Genomic DNA, 25,008 nt, shown 5'->3' with positions numbered 1-25,008 from the left:
CGGGGGAACTCAGCGGCTGATCACCCGCGGGACGTCGACACCGGTCAGCTTGTCCGGATTGCGCATCGCGTAGAAGTGGGTGATCTTGCCGTCGGTGACCTCGACGGTGACAACGCCCTCGAAGCTGTCTTCGAGGTACATCTTGAACGCGGGGGCGTTGTTGTACGTCGTGGGCTCGAAGTGGCCGCCCTGCGCGACAAACCGCATCAGGCCCATGACCAGCTTGGCCACCGATTGGGCCCCGGACACCGGCCTCCGGGCGGCGCTGCGCTTACCGTCGCTGTCTGCTGTCCACACCACGTCCGGCGCGAGCAATTCCAGCAACACGTTCATGTCGCCGGTCGTCGCCGCGGTGAAGAACCGCTGGGTGATCTCGGTCGACACCTGCGGATCGACGGGTTCGAACCGCTTGCGCCGTGATTGCACATGGTTGCGGGCACGGTGCGCCATCTGGCGCACCGCGCTCGCGGATTTGCCGATCGCCGAGGCGATCTCGTCGTGGCTGAACCCGAACACCTCGCGCAGCACGAACACCGCGCGCTCATCGGGTGTCAGCGTTTCGAGCACCACCAGCATCGCCATCGAAACCGACTCGGCCAGAACCACATCCGCTGAGGGATCGCCCACGCCGCTGATACTGTCGGCCAGCAGCAGCGGCTCGGGCAGCCACGGACCCACGTACTCCTCACGGCGTCGCGACTGGGCCCGAAGGGCATTGAGCGCCTGGCGAGTGACGAGCTGGGCCAGGAACGCCTTGGTATCGCGCACCGTGTCCAGATCGACCTCGGCCCAGCGCAGGTAACTCTCCTGCAGGACATCGTCGGATTCCGTTGCCGTACCGAGGATCTCGTAGGCGATGGTGAACAACAACGGCCGCAGCAGCGTGAACCGTTCGGCGTGTTCGTTCGAGTTACCTGCACTGGGGGTGTTCATCAGGCGAAACTCTCCTTGCGTGCCTCGGCGAGCTGCCGTGCCCGGTTGTCGCCCTTGAACCAGAAGTACGACCCCGGCTTGACGCCCTCCTTGCGCAAGAACGTCACGGTCGCGCGGCACACCTGCTCCTTGAAGAAGGCGGCCGTGCGCCCGCCGATGAAGGCGCGGCGCGGGCTGTCGTCGGAGTGGCAGAGCTGCACCGTGCCGTAACTCCGGCCGACGCTCACGCACTGTCCGGCGAAGGCCTGGTTGATGACCTTGGGCTCGGCGCCCGCGATCCGGGCCAGCACGGTGTTGGCGGCCTGGACCCCCATCGGGCCCGCCGACTGGCAGCTCATCCGCAGCGGAACCCCCGACGGTGAGGCCGCGTCTCCGGCCGCGACGATGCGCGCGTCGTCGGTGCTGGTCAGGGTTTCGTCGGTGAGCAACCGGCCCAGCTCGTCGGTGCGCAGCCCGCTGGCCGCGGCCAGCCCGGGAACCCCGAACCCGGTGGTCCACACCGTGACCGCACTGGGCAGCCGGTTCCCGTCGGCCAGCGTGACGGCATCGGGCTCGACCCCGGTCACCAGGATCTCGGGTCCGTCGACGATCGAGACACCGAGTTTGGTCAGCGCCTTGACGACCGAGCGACGGGCACCGGTGCCCAGTGACGCCCCGACCACGTCGGTGACCAGGGTCACCGCGCGGCCCTGCTCGGCGAACTCGCCCGCGGCCTCGATCCCGGTCAGGCCGCCGCCGACGACGACCACCGGGGCCGACATCGGGACATCCTGCAGGCGGGCGTGCAGCCGCTGGGCCTGCTCGAGTTCCGAAAGCGGATAGGCGAATTCGGCGGCCCCGGGCACCGAGGCGGGCACTCCGGCGGTGCTGCCGACGGCATAGACCAGGTAGTCGTAGTCGAGCACCTCGCCGGAGGCCAACTGCACCTGACGGATGTCGGCGTCGATGAACTCGGCGCCATCGACCAACAGCCGGACCCCGTTGCCCAGCAGTTCGTCGTAGGCCGTGGTGGCACCGCGGTTGCCGACCGCGAGCTGGTGCAGCCGGATGCGCTCGACGAACTCGGGCCGCGGATTGAGCAGCGTGACAGCCACTCCCGGAGTGCCCTGCAGTCGGTTGGCCGCCAGCACCCCGGCGTAACCGCCGCCGATCACGACCACTCGGGTGTTCTGCGCAGTTCTTTCGGTCATGGGAGCGTCTCCTGTTCTCAAAGGCTTGTGCCCTCAAGACACCGCGCATCCCCGATATGTGACAGCAGACCCGCGCGATGTGGCCTACATCACTCGAAGGGCTAGACCAGCCCCAGAGCGAGCATCGCGTCGGCCACCCGGATGAAGCCGGCGATGTTGGCGCCCGCCACGTAGTTGCCCGGCTGTCCGTACTCGTCGGCGGTGGTCAGGCACCGGTCGTGGATGCGCCGCATGATCTCGGCCAGCCGCGCCTCTGTGTCGTCGAAGTTCCACGAGTCCCGCGAGGCGTTCTGCTGCATCTCCAGCGCACTGGTGGCCACGCCGCCCGCATTGGCGGCCTTGCCCGGGGCGAACCGCACCCCGGCCTCCTCGAAGAACTTCACGGCCTCGGGGGTACACGGCATGTTGGCGCCCTCGGCCACGATCTGGCAGCCGGACTTGATCAGCATGGTCGCGTCGACGCCGGAGACCTCGTTCTGGGTGGCGCACGGCAACGCGATGTCGCACGGCACCTCCCACACGCTGCGCCCGGTCACGACCTCTGCCGCGCCGCCGCGGGCCTCGGCGTAATCCTCGATGCGGCCGCGGCGCAGCTCCTTGACCTCCTTGAGCAGGTCGAGGTCGATGCCCTTGTCGTCGCGTACGTAGCCGCTGGAATCCGAGCAGGCCACCACGGTCCCGCCGAGCGAGTGCACCTTCTCGATCGCGTAGATCGCCACGTTGCCCGAACCGGACACCACGACCTGCTTGCCCTCGAAGGACTGCCCGCTCGACCGCAGGATCTCGTCGACGAAGAACACCGTGCCGTATCCGGTTGCCTCGGTGCGGACCTGGGATCCGCCCCAGGTCAGGCCCTTGCCGGTGAGAACGCCGGATTCGTAGCGGTTGGTGATCCGCTTGTATTGGCCGAACAGGTAACCGATTTCGCGCATGCCGACGCCGATGTCGCCGGCCGGGACGTCGGTGTACTCGCCGATGTGGCGGTACAGCTCGGTCATGAAGGACTGACAGAACCGCATCACCTCGGCGTCGGAGCGGCCCTTGGGGTCGAAGTCCGATCCGCCCTTGCCGCCGCCGATCGGCAGGCCGGTCAGCGAGTTCTTGAAGATCTGCTCGAAGCCCAGGAATTTCACGATGCCGAGGTAGACCGACGGGTGGAACCGCAGGCCGCCCTTGAACGGTCCGAGTGCCGAGTTGAATTCGACCCGGAAGCCCCGGTTGATCTGCGCGGTACCGGAGTCGTCGAGCCAGGGCACCCGGAAGATGATCTGGCGTTCGGGCTCGCACAGGCGGCGGATGATGGCGCCGTCGGCGTAGTCGGGGTGCTTGGCCACCACCGGCCCGAGGCTGGTCAGCACCTCGTAGACGGCTTGGTGGAATTCCTTCTCGCCGGCGTTACGTTGCGCGACTTCCTCGTAGATCGCCTGCAGTTTCTCGTGTAATACAGCCATCTCAGTCCATCTGGTAGCGGGGGAAAACCCCGGTGGGCGCGGGCAATTCGGTACCTGGCTTGAGCCGGGTCCCGATGGAGTCGAAGTCGCGTGCGTCGGTCGGCTGGCCCAGCAGGTCGAGCAGCTTGGCCGTCGAGTCCGGCATCACCGGCTGCGTCAGCAGCGCCGCGATTCGCACTACCTCGAGCGTCGTGTAGAGCACCGTACCGAATCGCTGTTGGTCGGTTGGATCGTCGGACTTGCGCAGAACCCAGGGCTCCTGGGCGGAGAAGTAGCGGTTCGCCGCGCCGAGTACCGACCAGATCGATTCAAGTGCGAGGTGCATCGCCGGCACATCGTAGTGCGCGCGCACCTGTTCGAGTAGGGCATCGGCGGCCCTCAGCATGGCCGTGTCGTCGTCGGTGAACGCTCCCGGGTCGGGCACCACGCCGTCGAGGTTTTTGGCCACCATCGACAGGGACCGTTGCGCCAGGTTGCCCAGTTCGTTGGCCAGGTCGGCGTTGATCCGGCCGATGATGGCTTCCTCGCTGTAGCTGCCGTCCTGGCCGAAGGACACCTCGCGCAGGAAGAAGTAGCGCACCTGATCGAGTCCGAACGTGTCGACGAGTGCGATCGGGTCGACGACATTGCCGACCGACTTGCTCATCTTCTCGCCCTTGACGTTGATGAAGCCGTGTGCGAAAACCCGCTCGGGAAGCGCGATCCCGGCCGACATCAGGAACGCCGGCCAGTACACGCTGTGGAACCGGATGATGTCCTTGCCGATCATGTGCAGCTTGGCGGGCCAGTACTTGCCGAAGGTCTCTGACGCCGTGTCCGGATATCCCACCCCGGTCAGGTAGTTGGTCAGTGCGTCCACCCACACGTACATCACGTGGTCGGGATGGTCGGGGACCGGCACGCCCCAGTCGAACGTGGTCCGCGAGATCGACAGGTCCTTCAGTCCGCCGGAGACGAAGCTGACGATCTCGTTGCGGCGCACATCGGGTCCGATGAATTCGGGGTGGGCCTCGTAGTGGGCCAGCAGGCGCTCGGCATAGGCCGACAACCGGAAGAAGTAGGTCTGCTCCTCGGTCCAGGTGACCGGTGTGCCCGTCTCGATCGCGGTGCGGGTGCCGTCGGGTCCCTCGGTGGTCTCGTCCTCGGCGAAGAAGCGCTCGTCGCGCACCGAGTACCAGCCGGAGTAGGTGCCCAGGTAGATGTCCCCGGCCTCGAACATCGCGCGCCAGATCGCCTTGGACGCCTCATAGTGGTCGGCGTCGGAGGTGCGGATGAACCGGTCGAAGGAGATGTTGAGCTTCTCCTGCAGCCGCTGGAACACGTCGGAGTTGCGGTTGGCCAGCTCTGCTGCCGAGATGCCCTCGGCAGCGGCGGTCTCGGCCATCTTCTGGCCGTGGACGTCGGTACCGGTCAGGTAGCGCACGTCGAAGCCGTCGAGTCGCTTGAACCGGGCGATCGCATCGGTGGCGATGTACTCGTAGGCGTGCCCGATATGCGGCGCACCGTTGGGATAGGCGATGGCCGTAGTTATGTAGAAAGGCTCACTCATTTGGTCCCACCTTATTGTGTTGCGGTGGGTTCGAAACGCACCGCCAGGGAGAAACCGCCAGCCCCGGAGCCTTTGGGTCCGCTGGTCGACGCACACACTCACCTCGACGCCTGCGGTGCCCAGACCGCTGAGGATGTCCGCGCGATCATGGACCGCGCGGCCGCCGTCGGGGTGGTCCAGGCGGTCACCATCGCCGATGATCTGGACTCGGCACGCTGGGTGACCACGGCCGTCGAAGCTGATGAGCGAGTTTTCGGGGCGGTGGCGCTGCATCCCACCCGGGCCAACGTGCTCGACGATGTGGCCCGGGCCGAGTTGGAGCGGCTGGCCGCCCATCCGCGGGTGGTCGCGGTCGGGGAGACCGGGATGGACCTGTACTGGCCGGGCCGGTTGGACGGCTGTGCGACGCCGGCCGAGCAGCGCGAGGGTTTCGCGTGGCACATCGACCTGGCAAAGCGCACCGGTAAGCCGTTGATGATCCACAACCGCGACGCCGACGCCGAGGTTCTCGACGTGCTTCGCGCCGAAGGGGCGCCCGAGACAGTGATCTTCCACTGCTTTTCCTCCGGACCGGAGATGGCTCACACCTGTGTGGAAGCCGGCTGGGTGCTGAGCCTTTCGGGCACGGTCAGCTTCAAGAATGCCGCTGAGCTGCGGGAAGCCGCCCGGCTGATCCCTCCCGGTCAGCTGTTGGTCGAGACTGACGCGCCGTTTTTGACCCCGCACCCGTTCCGCGGAGCACCGAACGAGCCGTACTGCCTGCCATACACTGTGCGGGCACTCGCAGAGTTGCTGGACCGACCTGCCGAAGAGGTCGCGTCCGAGACCGCGGCCACTGCGGCGCGGGTGTACGGACTTAACGGGAGTTGCCGGTCGTAGGCCGATTCGTTACCGTCTTGTGATCAAAGCTCAACCGCCGGCGGTGATGCATGCCGTCCGAGCCGAAAAGCGAGAACTGTGGACGCTCTGAACAAACTTCATGAATCCCGATCACCGCTGCTGCGAGGCGTGGTGGGGGCCTTACTGGTCACGCTCACCGCGGCCGGGGGCTACGCCGTCGGATCGCACAAGACCGTCACGCTGAGCGTCGACGGCGCACCGATGACCGTGACGACGATGAAGTCCCGGGTGATCGATGTCGTCGAGGAGAACGGATTCTCGGTAGGCGACCGCGACGATCTCTACCCCGCCGCCGACGAGTCCGTGAACCAGGCCGACACCATCGTCCTGCGCCGCAGCCGGCCGCTGCAATTGTCGTTGGACGGTAACGACAGCAAGCAGGTCTGGACCACCGCCTCGACCGTGGATGAGGCCCTGGCGCAGCTGAAGATGACCGACAAGGCACCGGCCGCGGCGTCCCGCGGCAGCAGGGTGCCGCTGGGCGGTATGGCACTGCCCGTGGTGAGTGCCAAGACAGTGCGGATCGACGACGGCGGCAACGTCCAGACTGTGCATCTGGCTGCCCCGAACGTGGCCGGTCTGCTCGCCGCTGCGGGGGCACCCCTGGAGCAGAACGACACCGTGGTTCCGGCGGCATCGACCCCGGTCACCGAGGGTATGCAGCTTCAGGTGACCCGCATGCGTATCGAGAAGGTCACCGAGCGGGTGGAGCTGGCCCCGGGCAACAAGCGCATCGAAGACCCCGAGCTGAACATGAGCCGCAAGGTCGTCGAGGACGCCGGCGCCCCGGGCACCCAGGACGTGACCTACGCGGTGGCCAAGGTGAACGGTGTGGAGACCGGCAGGCTGCCAGTAGCCAATGTCGTGATCGATCCGGCGCGCGACGGCGTGCTGAGGGTCGGAGCAAAGCCGGGCACCGAAGTTCCGCCGGTTAGCAATGGGGCTGCCTGGGACGCGCTATCGCAGTGCGAAGCCGGAGGTAACTGGGCCATTAACACTGGTAACGGATTTTTTGGCGGGGTCCAATTCGACCAGAACACCTGGGAGCGACAGGGTGGTCTGCGGTATGCTCCGAGAGCCGATCTGGCGACTAGAGAAGAGCAGATTGCGATTGCTACGGTGACGCAGGCCCGGCAGGGTTGGGGAGCTTGGCCAGTGTGTAGTGGGAGGATTGGGGCGCGCTGACTATTCGACTCCTCGGGCGGACCGAGATACGACGCTTGGCGAAAGAAATCGACTTTCGGCCACGCAAGGCCTTTGGCCAGAACTTTGTTCACGATGCCAATACCGTTCGGCGCATTGTGTCGGCCTCCGGGATTCACCGGAACGACCATGTGCTCGAAGTAGGACCCGGTCTCGGGTCGTTGACTCTGCCCCTGTTGGACCGCGGCGCCAGGGTGACCGCCGTGGAGATCGATCCGGTGCTGGCCAAGCAATTGCCGGCCACCATCGCCGATCATTCCCACAGCGAGATCAACCGGCTCACGGTGATCAATCAGGACATCCTGACGCTGATGCCGTCTGATCTGACCGAGCAGCCGACCGCGTTGGTGGCGAACCTGCCGTACAACGTGGCGGTGCCCGCACTGCTGCACCTGTTGGCCGAGTTCCCGTCGATCCGGACGGTGATGGTCATGGTCCAGGCCGAGGTGGCCGAGCGCCTCGCGGCCGACCCCGGCGGCAAGGACTACGGCGTACCCAGTGCCAAGGCGCGTTTCTACGGAAACGTGCGCAGGCACGGGATGGTGTCGCCGACGGTGTTCTGGCCGATCCCGCGGGTGTACTCCGGACTGGTCCGCATCGACCGGTACGAGACATCGCCGTGGCCGACCGACGCCGAGTTCCGCGATGAGGTGTTCAAGCTCATCGACATCGGATTCGCGCAGCGGCGCAAGACCTCTCGCAACGCATTCGCGGACTGGGCGGGCTCGGGCAACGAGTCGGCCGAGCGGCTGCTGGCCGCCAGTATCGACCCGTCGCGCCGTGGTGAGACGCTGGGCATCGCGGACTTCGTCCGGCTGCTGCAGCGGGCCAAAGAGGCTGAGGGTGAGGCCGCGGCCGAAGTTGAGGCGGCACACTAGCCACCTGCGCTGAACGTGAAGAAGATCGCGAGATTGTTCGACAATCTCGCGATCTTCTTCACGTCGGAGGCTCGATCGCTTCGATCACCAGCCTGACGAACTCCGAGCACGATGCGTGGCGCCGGTCCGGTTCCTTGGCCATCGCCTTGGCGATGATCGAGTCCGCCCCACGTGGAATCCAGCTGCAGCGCTGCGATATTCGTGGCGGACGGCTGTACAGCTGCTGATCGATCAGGGCCACCGCGGTATCCGCGGTGAACGGGGGCGACCCGGTCAGCAGTTCGACCGTCGTGCAGGCCAGTGCGTACTGGTCCGTCGCCGCCGACGGCGTCCTCCCGACGAGCAGTTCGGGCGCCGAATAGGCCAGTGACGCTTGGATGTTCAGATGCGGCTGGAACGCCTGACGGGTGATGCGCCGGGCGGGGTCGAGGCTCATCCGTGAGCGATCGTGGGACAGGCGCGCGGCGACGTCCTCGGCCATCGAGTGCGCCACGCCGAAATCGATCAGCACTGCCCGCGAGAATGGTTGATCGACAAGGATATTGGCGGGTTTGACGTCACAGTGCACGATTCCGCGCCGGTGGGCGAGGTCGAGTGCCCCCGCGATCTGGGTCAACGCGGTGAGCCGCTCGGGTATGCCGGGCAGGTGGTTCGCCGTGCCGCCGAGGAGCTCCATCGCCAGCCAGCCCGGGCCTGCGGCATACACCGTGACGATGTTGGGATGGGTGAGCTGACGGGCGAAGTCGAACTCGCGTTGCAGCCGGGCCAGGTGGGCGGGTTGGCGGTGCTGATCATCGAGAACCTTGAGCGCGACGGTGGCCCCGTCGGGGTCGCGGGCCAGGTATACGACGGCTGAGCCGCCGGTCCCCACGACTTTCACCGCGGTGTATCCCGCGACGATCACCTCGGGTGAGGGCACCGTCTCAGCTTAAGTTCACCGACAACCGCGGGTGAGCGGCGATAGTGTCGTGGCCGTGTCAGCATCCGACGGCAGTACCGCATCCGAGTGGGTCCCCACCGGTTCTGTCACCGTGCGCGTCCCCGGCAAGGTGAACCTGCACCTGGCCGTCGGCGATGTGCGCGACGACGGTTACCACGACCTCACCACGGTGTTCCACGCAGTGTCGCTCCTGGACGAGGTGACGGTGCGCAACGCCGATATGTTGTCGCTGACCGTCGAGGGGGAGGGCGTGGAGTCGGTGCCCACCGACGAGCGCAATCTGGCTTGGCGCGCGGCCGAGCTGCTGGCCGAGCATGTGGGCCGGTCGCCGGACGTGGCGATCAGCATCGACAAGTCGATCCCGGTGGCCGGTGGCATGGCCGGCGGCAGTGCCGACGCGGCCGCGGTGCTGGTGGCGATGAACACGCTGTGGGAGCTCGGGGTGCCCAGGCGCGATCTGCACGCCCTGGCCGCTCGGCTGGGCAGTGACGTGCCGTTCGCGCTGCACGGCGGCACGGCGCTGGGCACGGGGCGCGGTGAGGAACTGGCCACGGTCCTGGCCCGCAGTACCTTCCACTGGGTGTTGGCGTTCGCACACAAGGGTCTGTCCACCCCGAAGGTGTTCGGTGAGCTGGATCGGCTGCGTGCGGACACCTCGACCGGCGGCCCGCCCAGGGCCGAGGAGCCCGAGCCCGTGCTGGCCGCGCTGGCGTCCGGTGATCCGGCCGAACTCGCCGCACTGCTGGGCAATGACCTGCAGCCGGCGGCGCTGAGCCTGTACCCGGACCTGCGCCGGACGTTGCGTGCCGGGGTGGAGGCCGGCGCGCTGGCCGGCATCGTGTCCGGATCCGGGCCGACGTGCGCGTTCCTGTGCCCGTCCTCGACGTCGGCGGTGGACGTCGGCGCCGAGTTGGCCGGGGCGGGGGTGTGCCGGACAGTGCGGGTGGCCAGCGGTCCGGTGAGCGGTGCCCGGGTCGTCCCGGAGCCGTCGACCTCGGCCTGACACTGTGACGCAGACCTCAATTAACGCGAGGGTTTGGCCAGTTACTTAAGGGTCTCTTAAGATGAGCGACGGTGAATGCTAGCGATCTTGCATCGGGTACGACTTGTGCGCCCGCCGCCCGTAACGGTGGGCGGCCGCGAAGCTGTATTCCCGGTTCTGGGGCATCACCTTTTCGAGACATAACTGCTCCCCAATCGTGTGCGCGCGCCTACCCAAAAGCGGTGTGCAGCGGGCGGAGCATGGATAACCGGGCAACTGCACCTGGCGCACTGTCGCTGGTGCCGGGGCCGCGGAAGCCAAGGAGGTCGTCGTGAGCAGATTCACCGAGAAGATGTTCCGCAATGCTCGTGAGAGCAAGCGCGGGATGGTGACCGGTGAGCCGCATGAGCCGGTTCGCCACACCTGGGGTGAGGTTCACGAGCGCTCCCGCCGCATCGCAGGCGGCCTGGCGGCCGCTGGTATCGGCCACGGCGACGCCGTCGGTGTGCTGGCCGGTTTCCCGGTGGAGATCGCGCCGACCGCCCAGGGCGTGTGGATGCGGGGCGCGAGCCTGACCATGCTGCACCAGCCGACTCCGCGCACGGACCTGGCGGTGTGGGCCGAAGACACCATGAACGTGATCGGCATGATCGAGGCCGACGCCGTCATCGTCTCCGAGCCGTTCCTGGTCGCCATCCCGGTGCTGGAGGAAAAGGGCATCAAGGTGCTCAAGGTCGGCGACCTGCTGGCGGCCGACCCGATCGACCCGGTGGAAACCGGCGAGGACGATCTGGCGCTGATGCAGCTGACGTCCGGCTCCACCGGCTCGCCCAAGGCCGTGCAGATCACGCACCGCAACATCCACTCGAACGCCGAGGCGATGTTCATCGGCGCGCAGTACGACGTCGACAAGGACGTCATGGTCAGCTGGCTGCCCTGCTTCCACGACATGGGCATGGTCGGCTTCCTGACCATCCCGATGTACTTCGGCGCCGAGCTCGTCAAGGTCACGCCGATGGACTTCCTGCGTGACACCCTGCTGTGGGCCAAGCTCATCACCAAGTACAAGGGCACCATGACCGCGGCGCCCAACTTCGCCTACGCGTTGTTCGCCAAGCGGTTGCGCCGTCAGGCCAAGCCCGGCGAGTACGACCTGTCCACCCTGCGGTTCGCGCTCTCGGGCGCCGAGCCCGTGGAGCCTGCCGATGTCGAGGACCTGCTCGACGCGGGCAAGCCGTTCGGCCTTCCCTCGTCGGCGATCCTGCCGGCCTACGGCATGGCCGAGACCTGCCTGGCGGTGTCGTTCTCCCCGTGCGACGCCGGCCTGGTGGTCGACGAGGTCGATGCCGACCTGCTGGCCGCGCTGCGCCGTGCCGTGCCCGCAACCAAGGGCAACACCCGGCGGCTGGCCTCACTCGGCCCGCTGCTGAAAGACCTTGAGGCCCGTGTCGTCGACGAGCACGGCGACGTGATGCCGGCCCGCGGCGTCGGCGTCATCGAGCTGCGCGGCGAATCGCTGACCCCCGGCTACATCACCATGGGCGGCTTCCTGCCGGCCCAGGACGAGCACGGCTGGTACGACACCGGCGATCTCGGTTACATCACCGAAGAGGGCAACGTCATCGTGTGTGGTCGCGTCAAGGACGTGATCATCATGGCCGGGCGCAACATCTACCCGACCGACATCGAGCGCGCCGCCGGTCGCGTTGAGGGCGTCCGCCCCGGCTGCGCCGTGGCGGTGCGTCTGGACGCCGGGCACTCGCGTGAGACCTTCGCCGTCGCCGTGGAGTCCAACGCCTGGCAGGACCCGGCCGAGGTGCGCCGCATCGAGCATCAGGTGGCCCACGAGGTGGTCTCCGAGGTCGACATGCGTCCGCGCAACGTCGTGGTGCTCGGGCCGGGCAGCATTCCGAAGACCCCGTCGGGCAAGCTGCGCCGCGCCAACTCGGTCTCCCTGGTCACCTAGCCTTTTCTGGCTTCCTGCGCCGCGAGCGTGCGTGTCTGCTGGTCGACACGCCGCTGGCGGCGCAACATTTTGCGCACCCTCGCGCACTTCTGAGTTGAGCCTCTCTCGACACACCGGGTTTCGGCGTGCATTTCGCAATGTGGGCACTGCGGGTACCTGCGACGTCGATCAAAAGCCATGACAGCACAGTCAATTTGCTCATCGTTAATGCAATGTTTGCGTATTCTGTCGCAGAAAGCACTTTGAAGAGAGGACCGGAATGGTCAAATCCCGATGGGTTTCGGCGATCCTCGGCACAGGCGTTATTGCTGCCGGGATTACCGCGGGCACCGCGTGGGCGGGTGGCCCCGGTGGTTACGTCGAGGACCCCGAAGACATTTTTGCTGCCGTCGGCACCGGCGAATTCATCGACACTATAGCGGGTTTCACCGCTACCGGTGATACGAGCGAAGAGGCCTCGGCGGCGGTGATCGCGGCCTGCCAGAGCGCGGGAGGTGTGGAGTGCACCGCTGACGAGGTGACCAACGACAACCTCTGCATCGTGTCCGTCGCGAGCCCTAGCAACCACGCGGTGGCCGGCGGTGCCGGGGCGACGGTCGAGGCTGCCCGCCAGGACGCATTCAACCGGGCGGCGGCGAACAACACCCCGCTCGATGCGGATTCCCCCGTCGTCGTATCGGCCTGCCCGTGATGAGCGGGCGGATGTCGGCGCGTTCGGCGCATCGCAGTTCGGGTGTAGCGGTCGTAGCCCGGAAAGGGAAGGACAAGATGACTGGTCGCGGCAAGTTTGCATTCTTGATGGCGAGTTTGGCTGCCGTATCGGTCGTTTCGGCACCGGTTGCCAGTGCTCGGCCGACCTGCCAGGACACGGCCACCAAGACGATCTGCACGACCAATGGCAGCACCTCGATCAAGGCGCGACCAGGAACGACGGCGCCGCCGGCCAATCAGCCGGTGTTCCCGTGGTTGGGGATGCCTGGGGCTCGCCGCTAGTTATTCGCCGAGTCGGTACCAAGCACCCGCGAGCGGGCGTGTCATTCGTGACGCGCCCGCTCGTAGTCGTTATGGCGCCGTCGAGCATGTCCGACATCATTTGCTGCGCTGGGTATTTGCGGTCTTGTCGGCTTGCATCCGGTTGTAGACCCGCCACCAGATCATCTCGTGGTCGACGGCGGTGATCTCGCCGCGGGCGAGGCACTCGTCGGCATGTAGGAGTTCGGCGGCCAGCACGACCAGGCGCTCGCGGGCGGCCGCAGATCCAGGATCGTCGTAACCGGCCATCGTCGTGGCGCACAGCGTTCGCACGCCGTGGAACGCGCTGCCGGCCAGGCCGAGCGCAACGGCTCCCGCGGCGAGGAACACCGCGGTGGAAATCCCGAACGCGGGCCAGGGTGACATCTGCCCGCCCAGCCACAGCTGGCACAGCAGCCACACGAACATTCCCCACAGCGGCCAGCCCCGTGCCAGCCGGACGAGGCGGCGTTCAGCGGCACTCAGGCCGGGCGGGTACACCACCAAGCGGTAGTAGGTGATGCCGAAACGGCCGGGCCTGACCTGCACACAGCCCCACGCCCGGGAGCCGTCGAGAAGCGGGTGCAGTAGCCGGTTGCCGTCCATACCTCGGGTGTACCCGCTACGTAGGTGCCCGCATCGCGCCCGAACGGTTTCTTTACGCCCACGAGCTGGATTCTTGCGTGCTGAGTATAGATAACTATACTCAGCCTGATGACGCCGAAACTCCCACCTCGCCTGGCCGACCACCCGACTGTCCGCGCGGTGCGGGCCCGTGCGGACACAGCTGTTCCGGACGTAATCGACGCCGATTGGCTGCGGGCATTGTGCCTGGACGCCGGGGCCGACGACGTGGCTTTCGCCAGTGCGGACGACCCCGCGCTGGCCTCGGAGCGCGAACACGTCGAGGCCGCACTGCCGGGGGTTCGCAGTTACATCTCGCTGGTGGTGAAGATGAACCGCGACAACGTACGTTCGTCCACCCGCAGCGTGGCCAACCAGGAGTTCCATCGCAGCGGCGAGATCATCAACGAGGCGGCGCACCGGATCACCCGGGCCCTGGAGGATGCCGGCCATCGTGCGGTGAACCCGTCGGCGACCTTTCCGATGGAGATGGACAGGTTCCCCGGGCGGATCTGGGTGGTGGCGCACAAGCCGGTCGCGGTGGCCTCAGGGCTGGGGGTGATGGGCATCCACCGCAACGTGATCCACCCCAGATTCGGCAACTTCATCCTGCTGGCGACGATTCTGGTCGGTGCGCCGATCAGCAGTTACGGCGTGCCGCTGGACTATTCGCCGTGCCTGGAATGCAAGCTGTGCGTGGCGGCCTGCCCGGTCGGGGCGATCGGCAAGGACGGTGAGTTCGACTTCGTCGCCTGCTCGGTGCACAACTACCGCGAGTTCATGGGCGGGTTCACCGACTGGGCGCAGACCATCGCCGACAGCAGCGATGCCGCCGATTTCCGGTCCCGGGTCAGCGATTCCGAGAATGCGTCGATGTGGCAGAGCCTGTCGTTCAAGGCCAATTACAAGGCGGCCTACTGCCTGGCGGTATGTCCGGCGGGCGAGGACGTCATCGAGCCCTACCTCGATGACCGCAAGGAGTTCATGGACCGGGTGCTCAAACCCCTGCAGGACAAGCGCGAAACGCTGTATGTTCTGCCGAACTCGGCGGCCAAGGCCCACGCCGAGAAGCGGTATCCACACAAGACCGTCAAGGTGGTGGACAGCGGAATCCGGGGTCTGTGACCGGCCGATGGAATCACCGTGAGTACAACGCCCGGCCGGTCATCCCTCGGCGGCTAACGTGGCGCGACGATGGCGACACAGCAGGGTGACTTTCGGCTGTGGGCATTTGGTGATGCCCACGTCGGGACCGACAGGCAGTTCGGCCGGGAGAGCCTCGCCGAGGCCATCCGACAGTCGGAATTCGGTGGAGCGCAGGGCGGTCCGCCGTTCGGCTGGGACATCGCCGTCGACGTCGGCGACATGTCCGGCGCGCATCACAGCCTGCCCGACGATGCCGAGGGGCAGGAGGTCCGTCGGCAGCTCTCGGCGCTGCGCAAACACCGGCGTGAAGACGTGTACTCGGTGTGCGGAAACCATGACCGCAGCGGTCTTTCCGAACCCGACGCCTGGTGGTGGCAGAAATGGATCGATCCGCTGGGCGCGCACCCCGCACATTCCGGTGTCGACGCCGCGGCCCGGAGATATCGGGTCAGCGGTACCTGGGAACGCTATTCGTTCCGGGTGGGCAACCTGCTGTTCCTGATGCTCAGCGACCGCAACGAGCCGTCGCAGGCCGTGGGCCGGGGCACGCTCGGCGGTAACCCCGGTGGGGTGGTCTCCGCCGAGACGTTCGACTGGTGGGCGAACATGGTTGAACAGAACCGTGATTCGATCATCATCACGGTGCACCACTACGTGCTCAAGGACACGACGGTGGCGTCAGGGGAGTGGGAGGGGGTGCGCCGCGACGCGGACGGAAAGCTCCACGAGCACTACCATCGCCCGTTCCTGGAGGGGACGCCGCAGGGCGCGTCCTACCTGTACTGGGTCGGCGGCAAGCCGGACTCCGGGGCCTTCGAGCGGTACCTCACCGAACACCCGGGTGCGGTCGCGCTGTGGCTGGCCGGTCACACCCACACCAATCCCGACGATTCCCACGGCGGCAAGACCCATATCGAGCAGGCTTGGGGCGGAACCTATTTCATGAATGTGGCGTCATTGAGTCGCCATCACATGCCGATCACGACCCTGCCGATCAGCCGGCTGCTCACATTTCGTCCAGGTAGCGCAGAGGTGCGGGTGCAGTGCTATCTGCACAGCGACCAGCATGCGCCGCAGGGCTGGTACCCGCCGGCGGAGCGCACGCTCACTTTGGAGAAGCCGTTCACCTGGTGATGCAAGATCACCAGGCGTGCACGGTGTTCTGGGCCGGCTCCAGGCCCTGAGCGATCAAAAGCTCGGTGGCATCGGCGGCCTGCTCGCAGATCGTCGGCAGTTCGGCGCGTTCGGCGGCGGTGAAGGCCTCCAACACGTATGCCGCCGGATCCTTACGACCCGGCGGGCGGCCCACTCCGATGCGGACCCGTTGAAATTCCTTGCTGCCCAAGGCTGATGCCACCGAACGCAGCCCATTGTGGCCGCCCTCGCCGCCACCGACCTTGAGTCGGATCCGGCCGAAGTCGATGTCGAGCTCGTCGTGGATGACCACGATCCGACCCGGCGGCACCGAATAGAACTTGGCCAACGGCCCGACCTGACGGCCGGACTCGTTCATGTAGCACCGAGGCTTGGCCAGCACCACCGGAGCTCCGGCGAGCCGGCCGGTGATCACCTCGGCACCGGATTTCTTGTGCACCTTGAAGGCCGAGCCGATGCGGGCGGCCAGTACATCGGCCACCATGAACCCGACATTGTGCCGGGTTTTGGCGTAGGCGGGCCCGGGATTTCCCAGGCCCACCACCAGCAGCGGCTCGGCCATCGAGGCAGTGTCCTACCTGGTTACTCGGCGGCTTCGGCAGCTTCGGCGGCCGGCTCCGCGGCCGGGGCCTCAGCGGTCTCGCCGGCACCCTCGGACTCGAGGTCCTCGGCGCTCGGGGCCTCGACGACGTTGACCACGAGCATCTCGGGATCCGACACCAGCGAAACGCCGGTGGGCAGCTCGATCTGGCCGGCCAGGATCTGGGTGCCGGCCTCGACGCCCTCGATCGACACGGTCAGGTGCTCGGGGATGGACAGGGCCTCGGCCTCGATCTCGATGGTGTTGGCGTCCTGGGTGACCAGGGCACCCGGAACGGCGTCGCCCTCGACGGTCACGGTGACCTCGACGTGGACCTTCTCGCCCCGGCGCACGACCAGCAGGTCGGCGTGCTGGATGTTGCGGCGGATCGGGTGGATGTCCAGCGCCTTGGTCAGCGCCAGCTGCTCCTTGCCCTCGATGTCGAGGGTCAGCACGGCGTTGGTGCCCGAGTGGCGCAGCACCGCGGCGAACTCACGGGCGCTGATCTCCAGGTGCTGGGGCTCGGTGCCGTGGCCGTAGAGCACGGTGGGGACCTTGCCGTCGCGGCGTGCCTGGCGCGAGGCACCCTTGCCGGTGCGGGTACGCACGGCGGCGGTGAGCTTGTTGGGGACGTTCTTGGCTGCGGCCTTGGCCATGATGTTGCTCCTCTAATTGCGGTACTGCGGTCAGATCGTCAGCACGGCAAGGGTCACAACACTTGAAGAAGTTCCCGCCGATAACGGTGGTCCAAAAGGTCCACCCTCGCCGTGACGCCAGGTCAGGGTAGCAAAAACCGGGCCGCTCCCAAAAATCGGCGCCGGCGAGCTACAGCGGATACGTGGTCTTGGTCAGCTGCTCAGACAGCTCCCACAGTGCCTTCTGGGTGTCCACCCGCCTGGCCAGCGGGCTGCGCCCGACCGGCTGGCTGGGGCCGAACTGGCCGAACCGCGGCCCGATGAAGCTGTCACCGGGGACGTCCTGGGACGCCGCGAACAGCGTCTGACGGGCGCCGAACGACGGATCGCTGGCGAAGACCCGGTTGGCGGTCGCCATCAGCCGGGCGCCGAACTTGTTGCCGGTCTGGCCCTGCAGGTTGGTGGCCGAATACCCGGGGTGGGCGGCCAGCGCACGCACCTGCGAGCCCGATGCCGTCAGCCGGCGCTGCAACTCGGAGGTGAACATCAGGTTGGCCAGTTTGGACTGCCCGTAGGCCAGCCACGCCGAGTACGGCCGCGATTTCCAGTTGAGATCCCGCAGGCTGATCTGCCCGAACAGATGCATCAGCGACGACACCGTCACCACCCGGTCGGCGATCTTGGGCAGCAGCAGGTTGGTCAGCGCGAAATGGCCGAGGTGGTTGGTGCCGATCTGGCTCTCGAAGCCATCGACGGTCCGGCTCAGCGGGACGGCCATGATGCCGGCGTTGTTGATCAGCACGTCGACGCTCTCGACCGTGTCGGCGAACTCGTGCACTGAGGCCAGGTTCTGTAGGTCGAGCTTGCGTACCTCGACCTGCCCGCCGGTCATCGTCGCCGCGGCTGCGGTGCCCTTGTCCAGGTTGCGGACCGCGACGGTGACCTTGGCGCCGACGCGGGCGAGCTCGCGGGCGGTGACGAGACCCAGTCCACTGTTGGCGCCGGTGACGATCACCCGGCGGCCGGTAAACGAGGGCAGGTCGGCGCTGGTCCATCCACTCATGCTGACCACCCTACGGTCGCGCCGGCACTTCTTCGCAGGTTCACTTCTTGGCGATGTTGAAGCCCGCGATGATCGATTCGATGTCCGGTCCCTGCGCGGCAGCCTCGTCGGCGTAGGTCGTCACGGTCAGTTGGACCAGATAGCGCTGCGGGGGCTGCAGCCCGTCGTTCGCGATGACGACGCGGTTGTAGCTCTGCATGCGCTTGCCGTTGAGGTCGTAGCTGCCCTCGATCATCGCCGACGGGAAGCTCTTCCAGTCCGCGTTGGATGCGTTGAGCTGCTTGAAGTTCTCCGCCAGTTGGGCATCGGCGTAGCCGTGGTCTTTGAGGGCCTTGGGTACGTCGAAATCGCCGTGCAAGGTGAAGGCCAGCATCATCGCGGTGGGGTAGGTGTTCCCCTTGGCGATCATCCGGGTACCCGGGGCCAGGTTGGGATTGTTGTAGGTGTGCCAGCCCGGCGGGTTCGGCATGGTGACGTTCAGGTGTGGGATCTTCTCGGGTGCGATGGGCTCGCCGACGACGCCGGAGTCCTCCAGGTACTGCCACAGGGGTACCGGCTGGTTGTCCGCAGGGGCGGCCGGAGTCGTCGAACTCGTGGTCCAGATCGACTTGTAGTCAGGCGTTTCGGCGCCACAGCCGGTGACCAGGACCGCCATCGCGGCGCCGGTGGCGAGCAGCCGCTTCACAGAATCTCGCGCACCGAATCGATCGGCCGGGCCAACCGGGTGCCGTTGTCGGTCACGACGAACGGCCGCTCGATCAGGATCGGATTCTCGGCCATCGCATCGAGCAGTTCCTCGTCGGATGCGTCGGCCAAACCGAGTTCGGCGTAGAGGGATTCGCGCTTGCGCACCGCAGTCCGCACGTCGATGCCGGCGTCGGCGATCAGTTGCTTGATCTCGTCACGCGTCGGCGGCGTCTTGAGGTACTGCACGACCTCCGGCTCGATCCCGTTCTCGCGCAACAGATCCAGGGTCTTGCGCGAGGTCGAGCATTTCGGATTGTGGTAGATGCGGGCCATCTAGGCGGACCCGTCGAACAGCCCGGTAACCGAACCGTTCTCGAACACCGCACGGATGGTGCTGGCCAGCAGCGGCGCGATGGACAGCACGGTCAGCTGCGGGAACTGCTTGTCGTCGGTGATCGGCAGCGTGTTGGTGACGATCACCTCGCGGGCACCGCAGTCGGCCAGACGCTGGGCGGCCGGGTCGGACAGCACGCCGTGGGTGGCGGCGATGATGACGTCCTTGGCACCGTCTTCGCGCAGCAGCTTGACTGCGCCGGCGATGGTGCCACCGGTGTCGATCATGTCGTCGGTCAGGATGCAGGTCTTGCCCTTGACGTCACCGACGACGCGGTTGGCCTTGACCTGGTTGGGCACCAGCGGGTCGCGGGTCTTGTGGATGAAGGCCAGCGGGACGCCGCCCAGCGAGTCGGCCCATTTCTCGGCGACGCGCACCCGGCCCGAGTCCGGCGACACCACGACCACGTCGCTGTCGGCGTAGTTCTCGGCGATGTAGCCACACAGCAGCGACTGGGCGCGCATGTGGTCCACGGGGCCGTCGAAGAAGCCCTGGATCTGATCGGTGTGCAGGTCGACCGAGACGATGCGGTCGGCGCCGGCGGTCTTGAGCAGGTCGGCGACCAGGCGGGCCGAGATGGGCTCGCGGCCGCGGTGCTTCTTGTCCTGGCGTGCGTAGGGATAGAACGGCAGGATCGCGGTGATCCGCTTGGCGCTACCGCGCTTGAGCGCGTCGATCATGATGAGCTGCTCCATGAGCCACTGGTTCAGCGGCGCGGGATGGCTCTGCAGCACGAACGCGTCGCAGCCGCGCACGGACTCGTCGAACCGGACGAAGATCTCGCCGTTGGCAAAGTCGCGGGCGGTCTGCGCGGTGACCTCGATACCGAGTTCCTTGGCCACTTGTTCTGCCAGTTCCGGGTGCGCGCGCCCCGAGAACAGCATCAGGTTTTTTCGATTGTCGGTCCAGTCCGTGGCCACTTGGCTGCCTTCGCGGTTGGGGATCGATACGGAGCAATCGTACGTAGCGTTTCTGGTTGTTCGTAGCCGGGTTACCAGATTGCCAACACGAAACGTCGGATTGCCCGGCCCAGCGGTGCCGACTGTGGCGTTCCGGCACGCGTTTGCCACGGATTTCGTGCACACGCGCCACGCTCGGCCCCGGTGGTGGCCGGTGGTGGCCGGCCTACTCCTCGGGGGCCTTGCGCGCGGCCTCTTCTGCTGCCGCCGCTGCCGCCGCAGCAGCCGAACCCGGGCGCTTGCGTTGCACCCAGCCCTCGATGGTGCGTTGGGCGTTGTCCGAGACCGCCAACGCGCCGGGCGGGACGTCGTCGCGCAGCACGGTGCCCGCACCTGTGTAGGCGCCGTCGCCCACGTTGACCGGGGCGATGAACATCGTGTCGGAGCCGGTGCGCACGTGCGAGCCGATGGTGGTCCGGTGCTTGGTCTCGCCGTCGTAGTTGACGAAGACGCTGGAGGCCCCGATGTTGCTGTGGTCGCCGATGTCGGCGTCGCCGACGTAGGTCAGGTGAGGCACCTTGGTGCCCGTGCCGATTGTGGAGTTCTTGGTCTCGACGAACGCGCCGAGCTTGGCGTCGGCCCCGAGGATCGTGCCCGGCCGCAGGTAGGTGAACGGGCCGACGGTGGCTCCGGCTCCGATCACGGCGAGCTGACCATGGGTGCGCACCACCGATGCGCCGTCACCTACCTCGACGTCGGTCAGCGTCGAGTCCGGGCCGATCTCGCAGCCGGCGCCGATCTCGGTCGTGCCGAGCAGCTGGGTGCCGGGGCGCACGACGGTGTCGCGGCCGATGGTGACGTCGACATCGATCCAGGTGGTGGCCGGGTCGATGATCGTGACGCCGGCCCGCTGATGGCGGGCCACGATGCGGCGGTTGAGTTCAGCGCCCAGATCGGCGAGCTGCACCCGGTCGTTGACGCCGGCCACCAGCGCGCTGTCGTCGACATGCATGGCCCGCACCGTCCGGCCGTCCTGCCGCACGATCGCGATGACGTCGGTGAGGTACAGCTCCTGCTGCGCGTTGTTCGAGCTCAAGCGGCTCAACGCCGAGCGCAGGTCGGCGATGTCGAAGGCGTACACCCCGGCGTTGACTTCGCGGATCGCCCGCTGCGACTCGGTCGCGTCGGCCTGCTCGACGATGCCGATTACCTCGTTGTCCTGGGTACGCAGGATGCGGCCGTAGCCGGTCGGGTCGGGCACGGTGGTGGTGAGCACAGTGGCAGCAGCCGTCGCGGCACTGTGGGTCTCGATGAGACCGGCCAGCGTGTCCGCATCGAGCAGCGGGACATCACCCGAGGTCACGACGACCGTGCCGGCGAATTCGTCGGGCAGCGAGCTCAGGCCACAGGCCACGGCGTGGCCGGTGCCCAGCTGCTGGTCCTGGATGGCGACGTCGATGGTGCGGCCCAGCTTCTCCGCCAGCTCACCGACCGCGGGGGCGATGCGCTCACGGTCGTGGCCGAGAACGACCACCAGATGCTGGGCAGCCGCATTGGCCACGGTGTGTACCGCGTGGCTGAGCATGCTGCGGCCGGCCAGGGTGTGCAGCACCTTCGGGGTGTCCGAGCGCATTCGGGTCCCGGCACCTGCTGCCAGTACGACGACGGCGGCCTCGGTGGTCGACACAGGTGCCCCTTTCTCGCCGAGCGACCGTGTCTGTACGCCGACAAACCGTCAACACCGGCATTCTGCGGTCGTTCGCGGGATCGTGAGCTCCGTCGCCAGGACTCGAACCTGAACTATCTGAACCAAAATCAGAGGTGCTGCCGATTACACCACGACGGAATGTCCGGGAGAGACTCTAGTCGAACGGTCTAGCCTTATATGCGTGGCAGCACCCGAGAAGGAAGTGCGGGCCCCCCGGGCCCGGATGACCGGCAACGAACGGCGACAGCAGCTCATCGAGATCGCCAAGTCGCTGTTCGCTGAACGGGGCTATGACGGAACCTCGATCGAGGAGATCGCGCAGCGCGCCAACGTCTCCAAACCAGTGGTCTACGAGCACTTCGGCGGCAAAGAAGGCCTGTACGCCGTCGTCGTCGACCGGGAGATGTCGGCTCTGCTGGATGGCATCACCTCGTCGCTTACCAACAACCGGTCCCGGGTGCGGGTCGAACGCGTGGCGCTGGCCCTGCTGACCTACGTCGAGGAGCGCACCGACGGCTTCCGCATCCTGATCCGCGATTCACCCGCCGCGATCACCTCGGGCACCTACTCGACGCTGCTCAACGACGCGGTCAACCAGGTCTCCTCGATCCTGGCCGGGGATTTCTCCCGGCGCGGGCTGGATCCCGAACTGGCACCGCTGTATGCCCAGGCGCTGGTCGGGTCGGTGTCGATGACCGCCCAGTGGTGGCTCGACGTGCGCGAGCCCAAGAAGGAAGTGGTGGCCGCCCACGTCGTCAACCTGATGTGGAACGGGCTGACCCACCTGGAGTCCGACCCGATCCTGCACGAGGAGTAGCGGGCTCATTCGTTCGCTCGCCCGACGGCGAGTCGGTAGGCAACACCAACTGCAACTCGGGGGTTGCAATACCGGGGATCTATGTGCAACTCTTGGGTTGCAACAATCCCGGCGGAAAGGACCCCCGATATGACCACCGACTACGACCGCATCGAGCGCGAGATCACCATCGACGCACCGGCGCAACGCGTCTGGGACCTGGTGAGCGAACCCGGCTGGTACATCAATGAAGAGCGGATCACAGAACACCACATCGATCGTGACGGCGACGTCGCCGTTGTCACCGATCCCACGCACGGGAGGTTCGCGTTCCGAACAGTCTCACTCGATGAGCCGCGCTACGCGGCCTTCCGGTGGCACATCGACGCCGACGACCTCGACAGCTCCTTCACCCTCGTCGAATTCTGGATCACCCCAGCGCCATCCGGCGTGGTCCTGCGGGTCGTCGAGAGCGGGTTCGCCTCGCTCGACGAGCCCGAGGCCAACCGCCGGTCCCGGTTCGACGATCACTGCGGAGGCTGGCCGGTCGAGCTCGGCCTCGCCCAGAAGTATCTGGTGGGGGCCGCCGCCGATGCATGAAAATGCCTCACCGGTGCAGGTTTTCGCTGCACTTGCCGATGACAGCCGGTGGCAGGTTCTCGTTGCACTCGGGCGCCGGCCCGCGTCGGCCTCGGCGCTGGCCGACGAACTCCCGATCAGCCGTCAGGCCATCGCCAAGCATCTGAAAGTGCTCACCGACGTTGGCCTGGTGGTAGCCACCCGGGCGGGGCGTGAGATCAAATACGAGGCGGTAGGTGCTCGGCTCAGCGAGGTGGCGAGACGGCTCGACGGAATAGCGGCGGGTTGGGAACGCCGGCTCGCCAGGATCAAGGATGTTGCTGAGCGGGATGCCTGACGGCAGCTCAGCCGAGCCGTTGGGTCTTCGCGCAAGCGCTCATCCCTGATCCCGCGCGAGCAGGTCCGCCGTCGTCTCCCGACGCACCAACACCCGCGAAGCGCCGTCGCGCACCGACACCACGGGCGGGCGGCCCACCATGTTGTAGGTCGAAGCCATGCTGTGTTGGTACGCGCCGGTGCAGGCCACGGCCAGCAGGTCGCCGGCATGGATGTCGGCGGGCAGCTCGACGTCGTGCACGATCTCGTCACCGGCCTCGCAATGCCGTCCCACCACGGTGGCCACCATGGTCGGTCCGAGCGGATGTCGATTGGCCAGGGCCACCGTGTATTTCGCTCCGTACAGGGCGACCCGCGGGTTGTCGCTCATGCCGCCGTCCACGGCGACGAACGTGCGCCCGCCGGGTTGGGACTTCACCCCGCACACCCGGTACAGGGTCACCCCGGCCCGTGCGCTGATGGCGCGGCCGGGCTCGACGACCAGACGTGGCCGCGGGAACCGTTCGGCCGCGCACGCCGCGGTCAGTTCATCGTCGAGGACGGCGGCCAGCGCTCCGATGTCGAGGGCTGCGTCGCCGCGGACATACGGAACCCCATGACCGCCACCGATGTTGAGCTCGGTCAGCACCAGGCCGTGTTCGGCGCGGATGTCGGCCATCGCGCCGATCAACCGGCGCACGGCCACTCCATAGGGCGCGGGGTCGGTGATCTGCGAGCCGATATGGCAGTGCAGGCCGACAAGATCGAGGTTCGGGGTGGCCAGGATGCGGGCGGCGGCGCGGGCGGCGCGGCGATCGGCCAGCGCGAATCCGAACTTCTGGTCCGTCACCCCGGTGGTGACCGCACGATGACCGTGGATGTCGATGTCGGGTGTGACCCGGATCAGTACCGGCTGGGGCCGACGCGCCAACCCGGCCAGGTAGGTGATCTCCATCGGGGAGTCGACCACTATCCGGCCGACCCCGACGTCGATCGCATCGCGTAATTCGTCGCATGACTTGGCGTTGCCGTGCATCACGATGCGCGCCGGGTCGACCCCGCCCGCCAACGCTGTCGCCAGCTCGGCGGCCGAGCAGACATCCAGTCCGAGGCCTTCCTCGGCAACCCAGTGGGCAACGGCGGTGGTTAGCAGTGACTTGCCCGCATAGACCACCTCTGCCTGGCCGAGGGCGGCGCGGTAGCGCCGGGCGCGGGTCCGGAAATCGGTCTCGTCGAGCACGTAGGCCGGAGTGCGGTATTCGTCGGCGATGTCGGTCAGCGGCACCCGGCCGACGGTGATCCTGCCCTGCTCGTCGACCCCTGTGGTCAGCGGCCAGATGTTCGGATCGAGTCGTGGTCGGGTGGCGCCGCGAAGTGAAGGCAGGATGTCCAGCAAGGTCATGACTCCACAGTCGGCCGTGCCG

Annotated in this window: 25 protein-coding genes and 1 tRNA gene; 11 read left to right on the top strand and 15 right to left on the bottom strand. The window is 66.9% G+C overall.

Going from position 1 to position 25,008, the window contains the following annotated elements:
* Positions 1-9: 9 nt before the first annotated feature.
* The 4 genes from sigJ to metG all read right to left on the bottom strand — a co-directional run bounded on the left by sigJ (position 10) and on the right by metG (position 5,123).
* Entirely contained in the window at positions 10-933 is a 924-nt protein-coding gene (gene sigJ, locus ACZYZ7_RS31065) for an RNA polymerase sigma factor SigJ (RefSeq protein ID WP_463742492.1), read from the bottom strand.
* A complete protein-coding gene (locus tag ACZYZ7_RS31060) occupies positions 933-2,123 on the bottom strand; it encodes an NAD(P)/FAD-dependent oxidoreductase (RefSeq protein WP_463742491.1) in 1,191 nt (396 codons plus the stop codon). The genes sigJ and ACZYZ7_RS31060 overlap by 1 nt, the downstream gene beginning before the upstream one ends.
* Positions 2,124-2,224: 101 nt before the next feature.
* Positions 2,225-3,574 (bottom strand): NADP-specific glutamate dehydrogenase, encoded by a 1,350-nt coding sequence (gene gdhA / locus ACZYZ7_RS31055; protein WP_135457864.1) that lies wholly within the window; start codon positions 3,572-3,574, stop codon positions 2,225-2,227.
* Between the two features lies 1 nt (position 3,575).
* Positions 3,576-5,123 (bottom strand): methionine--tRNA ligase, encoded by a 1,548-nt coding sequence (gene metG, locus ACZYZ7_RS31050; RefSeq protein ID WP_135457862.1) that lies wholly within the window; start codon positions 5,121-5,123, stop codon positions 3,576-3,578.
* Positions 5,124-5,147: 24 nt separating this feature from the next.
* On the opposite strand from metG, the gene ACZYZ7_RS31045 reads away from it, so the two are divergent.
* From ACZYZ7_RS31045 to rsmA, 3 genes are all read left to right on the top strand, one after another.
* Positions 5,148-6,002 carry a TatD family hydrolase gene (locus ACZYZ7_RS31045; protein WP_450072997.1) on the top strand — a complete coding sequence of 285 codons (855 nt, stop codon included), beginning with the start codon at positions 5,148-5,150 and terminating at the stop codon, positions 6,000-6,002.
* Positions 6,003-6,080: 78 nt separating this feature from the next.
* Complete coding sequence (locus ACZYZ7_RS31040) at positions 6,081-7,208, top strand: transglycosylase family protein (RefSeq protein WP_450072996.1); 1,128 nt, start codon at positions 6,081-6,083, stop codon at positions 7,206-7,208.
* Positions 7,205-8,104 carry a 16S rRNA (adenine(1518)-N(6)/adenine(1519)-N(6))-dimethyltransferase RsmA gene (gene rsmA / locus ACZYZ7_RS31035; RefSeq protein WP_450073028.1) on the top strand — a complete coding sequence of 300 codons (900 nt, stop codon included), beginning with the start codon at positions 7,205-7,207 and terminating at the stop codon, positions 8,102-8,104. The genes ACZYZ7_RS31040 and rsmA overlap by 4 nt, the downstream gene beginning before the upstream one ends.
* Before the next feature lie 58 nt (positions 8,105-8,162).
* Here the strand turns inward: rsmA and ACZYZ7_RS31030 are convergent, their stop codons facing one another.
* Positions 8,163-9,023 (bottom strand): serine/threonine-protein kinase, encoded by an 861-nt coding sequence (locus tag ACZYZ7_RS31030; protein ID WP_463742490.1) that lies wholly within the window; start codon positions 9,021-9,023, stop codon positions 8,163-8,165.
* Positions 9,024-9,078: 55 nt separating this feature from the next.
* Here ACZYZ7_RS31030 and ACZYZ7_RS31025 point away from each other — a divergent pair, with 55 nt between their 5' ends.
* The 3 genes from ACZYZ7_RS31025 to ACZYZ7_RS31015 all read left to right on the top strand — a co-directional run bounded on the left by ACZYZ7_RS31025 (position 9,079) and on the right by ACZYZ7_RS31015 (position 12,683).
* Positions 9,079-10,047, top strand: coding sequence for a 4-(cytidine 5'-diphospho)-2-C-methyl-D-erythritol kinase (locus ACZYZ7_RS31025; protein WP_167857966.1), 969 nt, complete (start codon positions 9,079-9,081; stop codon positions 10,045-10,047).
* A gap of 310 nt (positions 10,048-10,357) precedes the next feature.
* Positions 10,358-11,992, top strand: a complete 1,635-nt coding sequence (locus ACZYZ7_RS31020) for a fatty acyl-AMP ligase (protein WP_135457849.1) — start codon at positions 10,358-10,360, stop codon at positions 11,990-11,992.
* Between the two features lie 259 nt (positions 11,993-12,251).
* Positions 12,252-12,683, top strand: a complete 432-nt coding sequence (locus tag ACZYZ7_RS31015) for a DUF4189 domain-containing protein (protein ID WP_135457847.1) — start codon at positions 12,252-12,254, stop codon at positions 12,681-12,683.
* Positions 12,684-13,081: 398 nt separating this feature from the next.
* On the opposite strand, the gene ACZYZ7_RS31010 is transcribed toward ACZYZ7_RS31015, so the two are convergent.
* On the bottom strand, positions 13,082-13,609 hold the full coding sequence (locus ACZYZ7_RS31010) for a DUF6611 family protein (protein ID WP_450072994.1): 528 nt from the start codon (positions 13,607-13,609) through the stop codon (positions 13,082-13,084).
* Between the two features lie 108 nt (positions 13,610-13,717).
* On the opposite strand from ACZYZ7_RS31010, the gene ACZYZ7_RS31005 reads away from it, so the two are divergent.
* Positions 13,718-14,752: a 4Fe-4S binding protein gene (locus ACZYZ7_RS31005; RefSeq protein WP_135457844.1), complete on the top strand. Its 1,035-nt coding sequence runs from the start codon at positions 13,718-13,720 to the stop codon at positions 14,750-14,752.
* Positions 14,753-14,821: 69 nt separating this feature from the next.
* Entirely contained in the window at positions 14,822-15,907 is a 1,086-nt protein-coding gene (locus ACZYZ7_RS31000; RefSeq protein ID WP_450072993.1) for a hypothetical protein, read from the top strand.
* Positions 15,908-15,914: 7 nt separating this feature from the next.
* On the opposite strand, the gene pth is transcribed toward ACZYZ7_RS31000, so the two are convergent.
* From pth to ACZYZ7_RS30960, 8 genes are all read right to left on the bottom strand, one after another.
* A complete protein-coding gene (gene pth, locus ACZYZ7_RS30995; RefSeq protein WP_135457840.1) occupies positions 15,915-16,490 on the bottom strand; it encodes an aminoacyl-tRNA hydrolase in 576 nt (191 codons plus the stop codon).
* A 20-nt stretch (positions 16,491-16,510) separates the two neighbouring features.
* Entirely contained in the window at positions 16,511-17,164 is a 654-nt protein-coding gene (locus ACZYZ7_RS30990; RefSeq protein ID WP_450072992.1) for a 50S ribosomal protein L25/general stress protein Ctc, read from the bottom strand.
* Positions 17,165-17,333: 169 nt separating this feature from the next.
* Entirely contained in the window at positions 17,334-18,206 is an 873-nt protein-coding gene (locus tag ACZYZ7_RS30985; protein WP_450072991.1) for an oxidoreductase, read from the bottom strand.
* Positions 18,207-18,246: 40 nt separating this feature from the next.
* Complete coding sequence (locus ACZYZ7_RS30980; protein WP_450072990.1) at positions 18,247-18,891, bottom strand: LpqN/LpqT family lipoprotein; 645 nt, start codon at positions 18,889-18,891, stop codon at positions 18,247-18,249.
* Positions 18,888-19,226 (bottom strand): arsenate reductase (glutaredoxin), encoded by a 339-nt coding sequence (arsC, locus tag ACZYZ7_RS30975; protein WP_135457834.1) that lies wholly within the window; start codon positions 19,224-19,226, stop codon positions 18,888-18,890. Before arsC ends, ACZYZ7_RS30980 begins: the two co-directional genes overlap by 4 nt.
* A complete protein-coding gene (locus ACZYZ7_RS30970; protein ID WP_135457833.1) occupies positions 19,227-20,207 on the bottom strand; it encodes a ribose-phosphate diphosphokinase in 981 nt (326 codons plus the stop codon).
* Between the two features lie 205 nt (positions 20,208-20,412).
* Complete coding sequence (gene glmU, locus ACZYZ7_RS30965; protein WP_450072989.1) at positions 20,413-21,873, bottom strand: bifunctional UDP-N-acetylglucosamine diphosphorylase/glucosamine-1-phosphate N-acetyltransferase GlmU; 1,461 nt, start codon at positions 21,871-21,873, stop codon at positions 20,413-20,415.
* An 87-nt stretch (positions 21,874-21,960) separates the two neighbouring features.
* Positions 21,961-22,032: transfer RNA gene (locus tag ACZYZ7_RS30960), tRNA-Gln, on the bottom strand.
* 85 nt (positions 22,033-22,117) lie between these two features.
* Between ACZYZ7_RS30960 and ACZYZ7_RS30955 the strand changes: the two genes are divergently transcribed.
* The 3 genes from ACZYZ7_RS30955 to ACZYZ7_RS30945 all read left to right on the top strand — a co-directional run bounded on the left by ACZYZ7_RS30955 (position 22,118) and on the right by ACZYZ7_RS30945 (position 23,606).
* On the top strand, positions 22,118-22,711 hold the full coding sequence (locus ACZYZ7_RS30955) for a TetR/AcrR family transcriptional regulator (protein WP_167858178.1): 594 nt from the start codon (positions 22,118-22,120) through the stop codon (positions 22,709-22,711).
* A 129-nt stretch (positions 22,712-22,840) separates the two neighbouring features.
* On the top strand, positions 22,841-23,290 hold the full coding sequence (locus tag ACZYZ7_RS30950) for an SRPBCC domain-containing protein (protein WP_450072988.1): 450 nt from the start codon (positions 22,841-22,843) through the stop codon (positions 23,288-23,290).
* Positions 23,283-23,606, top strand: a complete 324-nt coding sequence (locus tag ACZYZ7_RS30945) for an ArsR/SmtB family transcription factor (protein WP_450072987.1) — start codon at positions 23,283-23,285, stop codon at positions 23,604-23,606. The genes ACZYZ7_RS30950 and ACZYZ7_RS30945 overlap by 8 nt, the downstream gene beginning before the upstream one ends.
* A 39-nt stretch (positions 23,607-23,645) precedes the next feature.
* Here the strand turns inward: ACZYZ7_RS30945 and lysA are convergent, their stop codons facing one another.
* A complete protein-coding gene (gene lysA, locus ACZYZ7_RS30940; RefSeq protein ID WP_450072986.1) occupies positions 23,646-24,986 on the bottom strand; it encodes a diaminopimelate decarboxylase in 1,341 nt (446 codons plus the stop codon).
* Between the last annotated feature and the right edge of the window lie 22 nt (positions 24,987-25,008).

This window comes from Mycobacterium sp. IDUB_17, from assembly GCF_055419465.1.
Note: the sequence above shows the minus strand (reverse complement) of the source record. Positions and strands in the feature narration are given on the sequence as shown.